Below are 12,433 nucleotides of genomic sequence, written 5' to 3' on the forward strand. Positions count from 1 at the left end.
TGGGGCTCGGGGGTATTTTTTGTAATGGAATCAACGACTTAGCGCCGATTTCCAAACCTGGAAATCGGCGAATTGTGTTGAAAATGAAGTACTTAGCTCACGCAGTGAAAGTGATGCGTGAAGGACGACCCCGTTACAGGGGCCGAGGGAGGCGGCTTCAGAGGATGAAGCGCGAAAGGTCTTCGTCGTGACTTAGTGCCGCGAGGCGCTCGTCGACATAAGCGGCATCGATGCGGACCGTCTGGCCCTCGATGCGGGTGGCATCGAAGCTTACCTCATCGAGCAGGCGCTCCATCACGGTCGACAAACGGCGTGCGCCGATGTTCTCGGTGCGCTCGTTCACCTCGAAGGCGATGGCCGCCAGCCGCGTGATGCCGTCGGGCGCGAAGTCGAGCGTCACGCCTTCGGTGGCCAGCAGCGCCTGGTACTGCTTCACGAGCGACGCACGCGTCTGCGTGAGGATGCTCTCGAAGTCCGACACCGAGAGCGATTGCAGCTCGACGCGGATCGGAAAGCGCCCCTGCAACTCGGGAATGAGGTCGCTCGGCTTGCTCAGGTGGAACGCGCCGCTCGCGATGAAGAGCATGTGGTCGGTGCGCACCACGCCGTACTTGGTGGACACGGCCGTGCCCTCCACGAGCGGCAGCAGGTCGCGCTGCACGCCCTGGCGCGAAACGTCGGAGCCCTGCGCTTCGCTGCGCGTGGCGACCTTGTCGATCTCGTCGATAAACACGATGCCGTTCTGCTCGGCGTTGGCAATGGCCTGCGTTCGGATCTCGTCCTCGTTGACCAGCTTGGCGGCCTCCTCGTCGATCAAGAGGCGCATCGCCTCGGCGATCTTGAGCTTGCGCGTCTTGCGCTTGCCGCCGCCCAGCTGGCCGAACATGCCGCGCAGTTGCTCGGTCATTTCCTCCATGCCGGCCGGACCCATGATCTCCAGCGGCGCACGGGTTTCGGCGAGGTCGAGCTCGATTTCCTTGTCGTCGAGCTGGTGCTCGCGCAGCTTCTTGCGGAAGGCCTGGCGCGTCGGGTTGGGGCTGTCGAGTGCGGGGGCAGCGCCATCGGCGCCGCGCGCCGGAGGCAGCAGCGCGTCGAGGATGCGCTCCTCGGCCGCGTCTTCGGCGCGCGCGCGCACCTTCACGCTTTCGGATTCGCGCGTCTGCTTGACGGCGATCTCGGCGAGGTCGCGAATGATGGAGTCGACGTCCTTGCCCACGTAGCCCACCTCGGTGAACTTGGTGGCCTCGACCTTGATGAACGGCGCATCGGCCAGGCGGGCCAGGCGGCGGGCGATTTCGGTCTTGCCGACACCCGTCGGGCCGATCATGAGGATGTTCTTGGGCGTGATCTCGTGGCGCAGCTTCTCGTCGACCTTCTGGCGGCGCCAGCGGTTGCGCAGCGCAATGGCCACGGCGCGCTTGGCGGCGGGCTGGCCGACGATGTGGTTGTCCAGCTCGGAGACGATTTCCTGGGGGGTCATGGACATGGTCAGAGCGCTTCCACCGTGTGGTTCATGTTCGTGTAAATGCAGATTTCTCCGGCGATCGCCAGCGATTTGCGCACGATCTGCTCGGCCGAGAGGTCGGTGTTGTCGATCAGCGCCTTGGCCGCCGACTGGGCATACGCGCCGCCCGAACCGATGGCGATCACGCCGTCTTCAGGCTCCAACACGTCGCCATTGCCGGTGATGATGAGCGAAGTCGTGGCGTCGGCCACGGCCAGCATGGCTTCGAGCTTGCGCAGCACGCGGTCGGTGCGCCAGTCCTTGGTGAGCTCGACCGCTGCGCGGGTCAGGTGGCCCTGGTGCTTCTCGAGCTTGGCCTCGAAGCGCTCGAAGAGCGTGAAGGCATCGGCCGTGGCACCGGCGAAACCCGCCAGGACCTTGCCGTGATAGAGCCGCCGCACCTTGCGCGCCGTGCCCTTGATGACGATGTTGCCGAGAGTGACCTGCCCGTCCCCGCCGATGGCGACCTGATCGCCTTGGGGGGTCTTGCGGCGCACGCTCACGATGGTGGTGCCGTGAAACTGTTCCATCGCAGCCATCTGGGGATGGGCCCCGCCAATGCAACCCTTGCGGTCGGACAAACTGCTGGCGGAAAACACGGCCGCGCAGGGGCCGCGGAACCCCTGTGGCGGGGTCAGTTCTTGCGGACGGCGACCGTGGCGTGGTCGGTGATGCCGATCAGCCCGAACAGCGCGGCGATCAGCCGGTGGGCGTCGACGAACTGCACCCGTTCGCCGTTCGCGTCGCGCTCGCGGACCCAACTCAGCAGCGTGCCGGCCGCCGTCAGGTCCATGCGCAGCAGGGCCGCGCACGAGATGACCGGCGCCGTCGTGTGGCGCAGGTCGTGGTCCAGGCGCTGCCAGCACGACAGCGAGTCGCCACGCAGGTCGCCCGCCAGCGCGGCAAAGCCGCTGTCGGTGGACGGAAAGCTCTCGGAATCGCCCCCGACCGACAGCAGCGACCACACCGAGCTCGGCCGGCTCGCCGGCGGCGCGGCCAGCGAGGTGCACTCGCCCTTCGGGTCCTGCCAGGAGGGCGGCGACACCTCGTAGGTGATGCAGTAGTTGAGCGCCACCAGCTCGAAGTCGTCGGGCAGATGCATCATGCGCAGCGCCGCCAGGCGCAGCTGCCACCACGCGTCGTCGGGATGGCGCTCGTTGTTGGGCGTGGCCGCGGCCAGCACGGCCATGAGCTGCGAGGCGCCGAAGAAGCGCAGCTGCACCGGCGAATCGGACCAGTGCGCGAACAGGATGCGCAGCGGCGCGGCGGCCGGCGGATCGATCTCGGTGAGCGCGCGCCAGTCGAGCGTCCAGACCATGCCGGCCTGCGAGAGCGCGCGCGTGAGCGCCATGAGCCCCTCGCGCGTCAGGTGCGCGGGGCTGGCCCAGTCGGCGGCGCCGGTGGTGTCGGAGGCCGCCTCGGCGTCCTCTCTGGCGGTGACGGCCTTCACGCTGCGCGCGAGTTCGTCGAGCGAAACCCAGTCGGGGCCCATGCGCTTCATGCGCTGCGCGTAGCGCATGCGGGCGGCCGCGAACTTGGCGGCGTCGCCGGTGGCGCGGTACAGGTCGAACAGCGCGCGCCAGCGGGCGTCGTCGCGCTCCAGCGTGACGGCTGCGGTGGCGTCGTCGGCGGAGAACGCACTTTCGGCGGCCAGCGCCTGCAGCAGGATGGCCTCGGCGCCAGTGTCGTCGCCGTGCGCGAAGCGGATCACCGCCTCTTCGAGCGCGCCGTCGTGCGCGAGCCGGGACGGCTGCGGCGAGGGAGCGGCGACGGCAACCGCCGGCGCTGCGGCCACGGGTTCGGAAGCGGCCGGTGCGCCCTGCCCGACAGGCAGCTGGTCGCCGCCGCTGTCGACCGGCGGCAGCGTTTCAGCGCCCGCGTCGGGCGGCGGATTGACCAGCGTCTCGCCGTTCGGCCCGCGGCCCTTCCACCACTGCTGCGACATCTGCTCTTCGATCTCGTCGATCTTCTTGAGCGTGAGTGCGCGGCCTTCGGATTTTTCGGAGGTGCTGTTGAGGTTGAACGACGACGGCGTGACCGTTGCCTCGAAGGCATGGGCCGCCGCCTCGCGCTGACGCAGCTTGCGCAGCATGTCGAACTCGCGGCGGCGCACGAAGTCGTTGCGCTGGCGCCGCTCGATCATTTCCTTCAGCATCTCGCGGCTGTAGGTCTGCTCGGGCAGCGACGAGTCGGAGGACGGCGTGTCCAGCTCCGACCAGTCTTTCAGGGGATTTCGAACGAACTTGGCCACCTTCGAGAAAAGGCGGCCTGACTCTTCCTTTGGCATTCAGAGAAGGTTATCGAAAGCGCGGGTTCCGTTCTACCGTGCAGCCGTTCAATCCCCGAACATTTTCTGCTTCAGCTCGCGGCGCTGCTGCGCTTCGAGCGAGAGCGTGGCGGTCGGGCGGGCCAGCAGGCGGCCGACGCCGATGGGCTCGCCGGTCTCGTCGCAGTAGCCGTAGTCGCCGGCGTCGATGCGCTGGATCGACTGCTCGATCTTCTTGAGCAGCTTGCGTTCGCGGTCGCGCGTGCGCAGTTCGAGCGCGTGCTCTTCCTCGATGGTGGCGCGGTCGGCCGGATCGGGCACGACCACGGTGTCTTCGCGCAGGTGCTCGGTGGTCTCACCGGCGTTCTCGAGGATGCCGCGCTTGAGTTCTTCGAGCTTCAGGCGGAAGAACGCCATCTGCTTGTCGTTCATGTACTCGTCGTCGGGCATCGCGATGACCTCGGCGTCGCTCAGCTCTGCGGGCGTCTTGGTCTTCCAGTTGTTGGCCAGCTTCGGGTCTTTCTTGACGGCCAGGGGCGGCGGCGGCACCAGCGCGGTGGAAGGCGCCTGCGAGAAGCTGGATTTGGCGGCGGTCGAGGCCACCGACTGGGGCATCGAGGGCACGGTCAGTTGCGACAGCCGGGACACGCGGCCACCACGCGCAGCGGGAGCGGGCGTAGCGGGGATCGAGGGTGTCGCCGGGGCGGAAGAAGAGGCGGCAGCCGTTTTTTTCATGGGGGTCGGGGGAGCAGAAAGGGCGGCCGCAGGACGGCCGACCGGTTGGGATGACGTAGGCGCCGCGCCCGCGGACTTGGTTGCGGGCTTGGCGGACTTCTTGGCAGCCGCGGTCCCGGTCTTGGCCGGGGTTGCCGCAGGCTTCTTGGCAGCGCTTTTCTCTTTCGCGGCAGAGGCAGCAGCAGCGGTGGCAGAAACCTTCTTCGTCGCGGGTACAGCCTTCACAGCCGTCGCCTTCTTTGCGGCGGGCTTGGTGGCTGGCGTGGCCTTGGCGGCGGGTTTCTTCACGGTGACTGGCTCCTTGTACGAACTGGAACGCGCTTTCACTGGGTGTCTCCTCCCAAGGGAACCGTTGCGGGTGTCAGGCCGCGTCGGCTCACGTTGTCGGGGGCGTCCTCAAGTGGTGAACCCCGGGGTTATACCCCCGAAAGCCCGCCAAAAACCCTTGGCGCCCCGTGCCGTAAGTCATATCTCGCCCCTGTGGACGAAGCATGGCTCCCGGAACAGGCGCGCGATTGTATAGAGAACTCGAAACGCAAGGCCATCGGGTGACGCACTGCCCTGCTCCGGTAGCATCGCCCGGCGCCGCCACAGGGGGTGGCGCAGGCACGCCGCGGGTCGGGGAGACACCGCGGCGGCCCTTCAAACAACCGATCGGAAAATAATCTTGAGCAAAAAAGCAGTATTGGGAGTCCTGGCCGCGGCCATCGCCGTCGCCTACGGCGGCAGCACCTGGTGGGCCGGCACGCAAATCAAATCGAGCTATGACGTCGCCCTGGGCGAACTGCCCAAGCAGACCGCGCTGGTGCGCGTGATCGAGCGCAGCTACGAGCGCAACTTCCTCGGCGCCGTGAGCACCGTGACGCTCGAACTCGGTTGCCCGGCCGAGGCCGAAGCCGCCACCGCCCCTGCCGCGTCGGCACCCGCCGCCGCGCCGGCCGCCGCCACGACCGATGTCGCCGAGGCCGCGACCGAAGGCGACGAAGAAGAACCCGCCGAAGACGACAGCGACGCCGCGGCCACCCCGCCCAAGCCCGTGCGCATCACCATCCGCGACACCATCCGCCACGGCCCGATCGCCGGCGCCGCGCTGGCCGCGGCCGTCATCGACAGCGAACTGGTGCTCGACGCCAAGGCGCAGGCCGAGGCCGAGAAGCTGTTCGGCAAGGCCAAGCCGCTGACCGCGCGCACCAAGGTCGGCTTCGGCGGCGGCTTCACCAGCGACTTCACCGTCGCGCCCGCCAAGCTGGCCGAAGAAGGCAAGGGCGAGTTCGCCTGGCAAGGCGCGCAGGCCCGCCTGGACATGAACGCGGCCCGCACCCACGTGCGCTACGACATGACGATGCCCGGCCTGGACGTCAGCACCGCCTCCAAGGGCGTGCAGCTGAAGATGGGCAAGTTCACCGCCAAGGCCGACATGGACGGCAGCGCCGGCTGGATGCTGGCCACCGGCAAGTCCGAAGGCCGCCTCGACAGCTTCGAGCTGAACGCGCCCAAGGGACTGGGCCTGGGCGCAGGCACCGAGGCCGCCCCCGCCAAGGCGATCAAGGTGCTGCTGCAAAGCATCGACCTGACCGGCGAAGCCACCATCAAGGACGGCCTGTACGCCTCCGAAGGCGCCTTCAAGGGCAAGGGCAAGGTCAACGAGACAGCCATCGACAAGTTCGAGATCGCCAGCAGCGCACGCCGCATCCAGGCGGCCGGCTACAAGAAGCTGGCCGACGCCTGGCTGCAGTCGACCGCCGGTGCCGGCTGCGGCCAGCGCAGCAAGGCCCAGAAGGACGCGATGCAGGCGCTCATCGAACAGCTCGCACCCGACCTCAAGGCCATGGCCAAGCACAGCCCCGAAGCCGGCCTGGACCGCATGCTGGTCGAGATCGGCGGCCACAGCGCCGAGCTCAGCTACTCGGTGGCCCTCGCCGGCGTGACCGACGAAGACCTGCAGCTGCCCGGCAACGCGCTGGTGCTCAAGCGCGGCGTGCTCAAGGCCAACGCGCGCCTGCCCGTGAAGTGGATCGAGAAGCTGGCCGAAACCGGCGCCGAGAGCGGCCGCACGCCGCCGCCTGAAATGCTCGCGGGCCTGATCGAACAGGGCGAAGCCAACGGCTACGTGAAGCGCACGGGCGACGACCTGGTCAGCCAGGTCGAGTTCAGCGAAGGCCAGCTCAAGCTCCTGGGCAAGCCGATGGGGAATTTCGGCAAGTAAGCACTGCCACCCAATGAGAAACGGCGCTGACCGCAAGGCCAGCGCCGTTTTTATTTGTTTGTCCGGCTCAGGCGAACGTGCTCAGACCAGGCACTGCTCCAGCCCCTGCTCCAGGATCTCGCGCGGCAGCTCGATGCCGATGAACACCATGCGGCTCTGGCGCGCCTCGTCCTTGCCCCACTCCGGGCCCAGGTCGCTACCCATGAGCTGGTGCACGCCCTGGAAGATCACCTTGCGCTCGGTGCCCTTCATGTTCAGCACGCCCTTGTAGCGCAGCATGCGCGGGCCGTAGATGTTCACGATGGCGCCCAGGAAGTCTTCCAGCTTGGCCGGGTCGAAGGCGCGGTCGGCCTTGTAGACGAAGCTCTTCACGTCGTCATCGGTGTGGTGATGGTGACCGTGCCCTTCGTGCTTGTGCGAGGGGTGGTCGCACGCCTCGCCATGCGCGTGGTCATGGTCGTGATGGTCGTGGTCGTCTTCCTTCAGGAAGTCGGGGTCGATGTCCAGCTTGGCGTTCAGGTTGAAGCCGCGCAGGTCGAAGATGTCCTTCAGCGGCACGTCGCCGAAGTGCGCCTTCTGCTGCGGCGCGCGCGGGTTCATGTGCTTCAGGCGGTGGATGAGCGCGTCGGTCTCTTCGGCCGACACCAGCTCGCTCTTGCTGATGAAGATCTGGTCGGCAAAGCCCACCTGGCGGCGCGCTTCCTGGCGGTCGTTGAGCTGCTGCGGCGCATGCTTGGCGTCGACCAGCGTGAGGATCGAGTCGAGCAGGTAGCTCTCGGCGATCTCGTCGTCCATGAAGAAGGTCTGCGCCACCGGGCCGGGGTCGGCCAGGCCGGTGGTCTCGATCACCACGCGGTCGAAGTCGAGCAGGCCCTGGCGCTTCTTGGCGGCCAGCAGCTGCAGCGCTTCGCGCAGGTCTTCGCGGATGGTGCAGCACACGCAGCCGTTGCTCATCTGCACGATCTGCTCCTTCGACTCGGTCACGAGGATGTCGCTGTCGATGTTCTCCTCGCCGAACTCGTTCTCGATGACCGCGATCTTCTGGCCGTGGGCCTCGGTCAGGATGCGCTTGAGCAGCGTGGTTTTGCCCGAGCCGAGAAAGCCGGTCAGGATGGTCGCGGGGATGAGGGCCATGGAAAAGTGCTCCGGAAACGGAAAACAGAAAAAGGCGGGGGATTGGCGGGCAGTTTAGCCAATGCCACTGAGTTGCGTTGCCGACGGGGTCAAGCCCCCGTTCACAGCGGCTTTCTCACCACCACCAGCCCCTTCAGGTACTCCCCTTCCGGGAACTCGATGGTCATCGGGTGGTCGGGCGCGGCGCCCAGGCGTTCGGCGATGTAGCCGTCCACGCCGGCGTCGAGCCCCGCCGAGGCCACGATCTTGTGGAACAGGTCGGCGCTGATGCCGCCCGAGCAGGAAAACGTGAGCAGCACGCCGCCCGGCTCCAGCAGCTTGAGCGCCAGGCGGTTGATGTCCTTGTAGGCACGCGCGGCGCGCTCGGCGTGCGCCACCGTGGGCGCGAACTTCGGCGGGTCGAGCACGATGGCGTCGAAGGTGCGGCCCTGGTCGATGAACTCGCGCAGCACCGTGTTCACGTTGGCGTCGAGAAACTCCGTGGCAATGCCCTGCCCCTCGAAGCCGTTGAGCGCCAGGTGCGCGCGCGCCCGCTCGAGCGCGGGCTGCGACGAATCGACCGACACCAGCGAGGCGCCCTCGAGCGCCCCGGCCGCCTTCAGGCCCGCGAGCGCCGCCACGGTGAAGCCACCCGTGTAGCAGAAGCAGTTGAGCACGCGCCGAAAGCGCCGGTGCTGCGCCAGCTCGGCAAAGCGCTGGCGGCTGTCGCGCTGGTCGAGGTAGAAGCCGGTCTTGTGGCCGGTCGCGATGTCCAGCGACAGCTGCCAGCCGTGCTCGCGGATGGTGATCTGGGTGGGGCCCTCGCCGCGCAGCCAGCCCGTGACCGGCTTCAGGCCCTCGCGCTCGCGGCCGCTGGCGTCGGAGCGCTCATACAGCCTGGTGAGCCCCGTGGCCTTGAGCAGCGCATCGGCCAGCACGTCTTTCCAGCGCTCCACGCCGGCCGACAGAAACTGCGCCACCAGCGTGTCGCCATAGCGGTCGACGATCAGCCCCGGCAGGCCGTCGGCCTCGCCGTGCACCAGCCGCACGCCGTCGCTCTGCAGGTCGAACAGGCCGCGCGCGTTCACCGCGCGCGTGCAGACCGTGGAAAAAAAAGCAGCGTCGATGCGCTGCTTCTCGTCAAAGCTCCAGGCCCGCGCCCGGATCTTGGAGGTCGGGCCGAAGGCCGCCCACGCGAGAAAGTGGCCGTCGTGCGACTCCACGCGCACCGTTTCCCCCGAGTCCGCGCCGCCGCGCGCAATGGCGGATTCGAAGACCCAGGGATGGCGGCGTTGGAGCGAGCGCTCCTTGCCCGGCTTGAGGCGGAGGGTTTTCATGGGAGATGAATGAAAGAAGAAATGAAAGACGAAAGAAAACGATGCAGGCGACGGGCCGTGGCTACTTGCCGTCCTTGTCCGGGCGGGCCTTGGCGCGCGGATGCGCCGCGTCGTAGACCTTGGCCAGGTGCTGGAAGTCCAGCCGCGTGTAGACCTGCGTGGTCGCGATGTTGGCATGCCCCAGCAGCTCCTGCACCGCGCGCAGGTCGCTGCTCGACTGCAGCACGTGGCTCGCGAACGAGTGGCGCAGCATGTGCGGATGCACCGGCGCGGCCAGGCCGGCCTTCAGGCTGCGCTCGCGCAGCAGCTTCCATACGGCCTGCGACGACATGCGCGCGCCGCGCGCACTGACGAACAGCGCCGGCTCCTGGCGCTCGCCGCGCACCGCGAGCCAGTCGCGCAGCGCCTCGGCCGCCTTGCTGCCCACGGGCACGCTGCGCCGCTTGCTGCCCTTGCCGAGCACATGGGCTTCCATGGCGTCGAGGTCGACCCAGCCGAGCGCCGTGGCGCTGGCCTGGGCGTCGAGCCCCGTGAGCTCGCTCACGCGCAGGCCGCAGCCATAGAGCATTTCGACGATGGCGCCGTCGCGCGCTTCGGTCCAGGGGTCGGCCTCGGGGTCGTACAGCTCGGCCAGTCGCACCGCGTCGTCCACGCCCAGCGCCTTCGGCAGCGGGCGGCCCGCCTTGGGCGCGTGCACGTCCTGCACCGGGTTGAAGCCGATCAGCCCTTCATGGCCGAGCCAGCGGTAGAAGCTGCGCCAGCACGACAGCACCAGCGCAATGCCGCGCGGTTCGCGCCCCGCGCTGTGCAGCTGCGCCATCCAGCGGCGGACGTGGGCGGTCTGCACGCGGTCCAGCGGCAGGTTGGCCTCGGCGGCATGGTCGGTCAGCGCGCGCAGGTGGAAGGCATACAGCTCGACCGTGCGCGGCGCGAGCCGACGCTCCACGCGCACGTGTTCGAGGTATTTGTCGATCCATTCCATGGTGTGGTCGTGCTTCGTGCGCCACGCGGCGCCCGCGCTAGCTAGAACAGATAACCGAGCGATGCATTGTTCACGATGGCGGCCGGCTCACGCAATGCGCCCTTGAACAGCATGCCCCAGCGGCGCCAGCACGAGGTGGGCGCGGCGGCGTACTGCACGTCGAAGGCCTGGTCGAAGCCGCTGGCACGCACCAGGCGCTCGATGCGCCACAGGTGGTAGGGCTCCGACACGATGATCACGCTGCGCACGCCGTTGGCTTCGAGCACCGTGCGCGACAGCGACAGGTTGGCGCGCGTGGACGACGACACCGACTCCAGCACCATCGGCCCCGTGTAGCCCTCGGCCGTGGCGTGGTCGCGCATCACCTCGGCCTCGATGCGGCCGTCTTCCACGTCGACGCCGCCCGAGAACACCAGCGTCTGCGCACGACCCGCGCGCGCCAGCACGATGCCCTGGTCGACCCGGCCCGTGAGGCAGGGGTTGGGCTTGCCGTCGAGGTAGGCGCGGTTGCCCAGCACCAGCGCCACGTCGGCCGCGCGCGGCATCGGGCCGGCCAGGGCGGCCTCGGCACGCTGCCAGATCACGCCCGCGATGGCGGCGTAGGTGAGCACACCGGCCAGCAGGACCACGCACAGGCCGGTCAGCCAAGGCCGGCGGCGCCACCCGCTTCGCGCGGAACGGCTCAAGGGCGCAGCCGCGACAGCGCGCCCGACGACAGCTCGGCGATGCGCTCGAGAAAGTCCGTGCCCATCTCGGCGTTGAAGCGCTGCGCGTCCGGCGAGGCCAGCACCAGCAGGCCGAAGGCCGGCGACTCGGCGTCGGGACGCAGCGGAATCAGCGCGATCGACGCGGCGCCCTGCGGCTCGGGCAGCCAGTTGGCCGCCTCGAAGCCCGCGTTGAGCCCGCAATAAGGCGAGGTGAGCGAGGTGGCCAGCGCCTTCACGTCGTCGCTCACCCACTGGGCATAGGCTTCGTTCAGGTACTCGGTGCCGCAGTCCCACACCTTGATGGCCGTTTGCGGCACCAGGAACAGCGACTGCAGGTCGACCGCGATGCGGTACGGCAGGCTGCGCGGGTCGCGCGTGGTCAGCAGGCCCTTGGTCCAGCGCTGCAGGCGATCGGCGATAACGACGTTTTCGGTGCCGTGGCGCACCATGTCCATCAGGCGGTGCTCCAGCGCCTTGATCTTCTCGCGCAGCATCTCGGCCTGGCGCTCCTGCAGGCTCACGGCGCGGTTGCCGTGCGGGCTGGTGAGCTGCACCTGCGCCAGCAGCTGGGCGTGGCGTTCGAAGAAGTCGGGGGTGTTCGACAGGTAGTTCGCGATGTCGTCTTCGGTGATCGGGTTCATGGCGTTGTTGTCGTGGGTGAATTGGGTCATGGCTGTTCCGAAATGTCGGGCACGTCGATCTCGCCCTCGAACACCGTCGTGGCCGGTCCTGTCATGAGCACCGGCCGGCCGTCGCCCTGCCACTCGATCGTGAGAATGCCGCCGTGCGTCTGCACGTCGACGCGGGTGTCCAGCAGCCCCAGGCGGATGCCCGCCACCACGGCCGCGCAGGCGCCCGTGCCGCAGGCCAGCGTTTCGCCGGCGCCGCGTTCGAACACGCGCAGCTTGATGTGGGTGCGGTCGACCACCTGCATGAAACCGGCGTTCACGCGCTGCGGAAAACGCGGGTGGTGCTCGATCTGTGGGCCCTGCTCGGCCACCGGCGCGGTGTCGACGTTGTCGACCACCTGCACCGCGTGCGGGTTGCCCATGGACAGCACCGCTACCGAAACGATAGCGCTGCCGGCCCGGGTGCCCAGCGCCAGGTGCCAGGTCTGCCACGCGCCTTCGTGCTGCGGATCGAGCCCGGCCGTGTCGAAGGGCACGCGCGCCGGCTCGAAGACCGGGGCGCCCATGTCGACCGTCACGCGGCCGTCGTCGCCCATGCGGGGTTCGATCACGCCGGCCAGCGTCTGCACGCGCACGTCTTTCTTCTCGGTCAGGCCGTGCTCGCTCACGAAGCGCATGAAACAGCGCGCCCCGTTGCCGCACTGCTCCACCTCGCCGCCGTCGGCGTTGTGGATCACGTACTGGAAGTCGATGCCTGCAGCGGGCGACGGGCGCACCGTGAGGATCTGGTCGGCGCCGACGCCGAAATGGCGGTCGGCCAGGAAGCGGTACTGCGCGGCCGTGAGGCCCAGCGTGCCGCGCGTTTCGTCCAGCACGACGAAATCGTTGCCGGCTCCCTGCATCTTGGTAAAGCGGATTCGCATCGCCGGATTATCGCCACCGGCGCCGCCCTTC

Annotated in this window: 11 protein-coding genes; 1 reads left to right on the forward strand and 10 read right to left on the reverse strand. The window is 68.3% G+C overall.

All coding sequences use genetic code 11. The features are described from left to right. Positions 1–157 precede the first annotated feature (157 nt). The 4 genes from hslU to dksA all read right to left on the reverse strand — a co-directional run bounded on the left by hslU (position 158) and on the right by dksA (position 4,730). A complete protein-coding gene (gene hslU / locus AC07SQ_RS18115; RefSeq protein WP_139702997.1) occupies positions 158–1,486 on the reverse strand; it encodes an ATP-dependent protease ATPase subunit HslU in 1,329 nt (442 codons plus the stop codon). Between the two features lie 2 nt (positions 1,487–1,488). Then, on the reverse strand, positions 1,489–2,034 hold the full coding sequence (gene hslV, locus AC07SQ_RS18120; RefSeq protein WP_042578379.1) for an ATP-dependent protease subunit HslV: 546 nt from the start codon (positions 2,032–2,034) through the stop codon (positions 1,489–1,491). A gap of 104 nt (positions 2,035–2,138) precedes the next feature. Then, entirely contained in the window at positions 2,139–3,791 is a 1,653-nt protein-coding gene (locus AC07SQ_RS18125; protein ID WP_495272323.1) for an STAS domain-containing protein, read from the reverse strand. Between the two features lie 48 nt (positions 3,792–3,839). Further along, positions 3,840–4,730 (reverse strand): RNA polymerase-binding protein DksA, encoded by an 891-nt coding sequence (gene dksA / locus AC07SQ_RS18130; protein ID WP_409574652.1) that lies wholly within the window; start codon positions 4,728–4,730, stop codon positions 3,840–3,842. 442 nt (positions 4,731–5,172) lie between these two features. Between dksA and AC07SQ_RS18135 the strand changes: the two genes are divergently transcribed. Continuing rightward, a complete protein-coding gene (locus AC07SQ_RS18135) occupies positions 5,173–6,711 on the forward strand; it encodes a YdgA family protein (RefSeq protein WP_495272322.1) in 1,539 nt (512 codons plus the stop codon). 81 nt (positions 6,712–6,792) lie between these two features. On the opposite strand, the gene AC07SQ_RS18140 is transcribed toward AC07SQ_RS18135, so the two are convergent. From AC07SQ_RS18140 to dapF, 6 genes are all read right to left on the reverse strand, one after another. Then, positions 6,793–7,845, reverse strand: a complete 1,053-nt coding sequence (locus tag AC07SQ_RS18140; protein ID WP_062474247.1) for a CobW family GTP-binding protein — start codon at positions 7,843–7,845, stop codon at positions 6,793–6,795. Between the two features lie 101 nt (positions 7,846–7,946). Continuing rightward, positions 7,947–9,161, reverse strand: coding sequence for a class I SAM-dependent rRNA methyltransferase (locus AC07SQ_RS18145; RefSeq protein WP_159273863.1), 1,215 nt, complete (start codon positions 9,159–9,161; stop codon positions 7,947–7,949). Between the two features lie 61 nt (positions 9,162–9,222). Beyond that, positions 9,223–10,143 (reverse strand): tyrosine recombinase XerC, encoded by a 921-nt coding sequence (locus AC07SQ_RS18150; protein ID WP_495272321.1) that lies wholly within the window; start codon positions 10,141–10,143, stop codon positions 9,223–9,225. A 41-nt stretch (positions 10,144–10,184) separates the two neighbouring features. Continuing rightward, the gene (locus tag AC07SQ_RS18155; protein WP_489059354.1) at positions 10,185–10,829 is read right to left on the reverse strand and encodes a YdcF family protein; all 645 of its coding nucleotides are present in this window, start codon (positions 10,827–10,829) and stop codon (positions 10,185–10,187) included. Then, positions 10,826–11,521: a DUF484 family protein gene (locus AC07SQ_RS18160; protein ID WP_062474254.1), complete on the reverse strand. Its 696-nt coding sequence runs from the start codon at positions 11,519–11,521 to the stop codon at positions 10,826–10,828. Before AC07SQ_RS18160 ends, AC07SQ_RS18155 begins: the two co-directional genes overlap by 4 nt. After that, positions 11,518–12,402 (reverse strand): diaminopimelate epimerase, encoded by an 885-nt coding sequence (dapF, locus tag AC07SQ_RS18165; RefSeq protein WP_489059356.1) that lies wholly within the window; start codon positions 12,400–12,402, stop codon positions 11,518–11,520. Before dapF ends, AC07SQ_RS18160 begins: the two co-directional genes overlap by 4 nt. Between the last annotated feature and the right edge of the window lie 31 nt (positions 12,403–12,433).

This window comes from Variovorax sp. GW821-FHT06D12 (assembly GCF_059419205.1).

Coding starts and splice junctions, on each gene's coding strand:
- hslU (WP_139702997.1), bottom strand. CDS start 1,486: ATGTCCATGACCCCCCAGGAAATCGTCTCCGAGCTGGACAACCACATC.
- hslV (WP_042578379.1), bottom strand. CDS start 2,034: ATGGAACAGTTTCACGGCACCACCATCGTGAGCGTGCGCCGCAAGACC.
- AC07SQ_RS18125 (WP_495272323.1), bottom strand. CDS start 3,791: ATGCCAAAGGAAGAGTCAGGCCGCCTTTTCTCGAAGGTGGCCAAGTTC.
- AC07SQ_RS18140 (WP_062474247.1), bottom strand. CDS start 7,845: ATGGCCCTCATCCCCGCGACCATCCTGACCGGCTTTCTCGGCTCGGGC.
- AC07SQ_RS18145 (WP_159273863.1), bottom strand. CDS start 9,161: ATGAAAACCCTCCGCCTCAAGCCGGGCAAGGAGCGCTCGCTCCAACGC.
- AC07SQ_RS18150 (WP_495272321.1), bottom strand. CDS start 10,143: ATGGAATGGATCGACAAATACCTCGAACACGTGCGCGTGGAGCGTCGG.
- AC07SQ_RS18160 (WP_062474254.1), bottom strand. CDS start 11,521: ATGACCCAATTCACCCACGACAACAACGCCATGAACCCGATCACCGAA.
- dapF (WP_489059356.1), bottom strand. CDS start 12,402: ATGCGAATCCGCTTTACCAAGATGCAGGGAGCCGGCAACGATTTCGTC.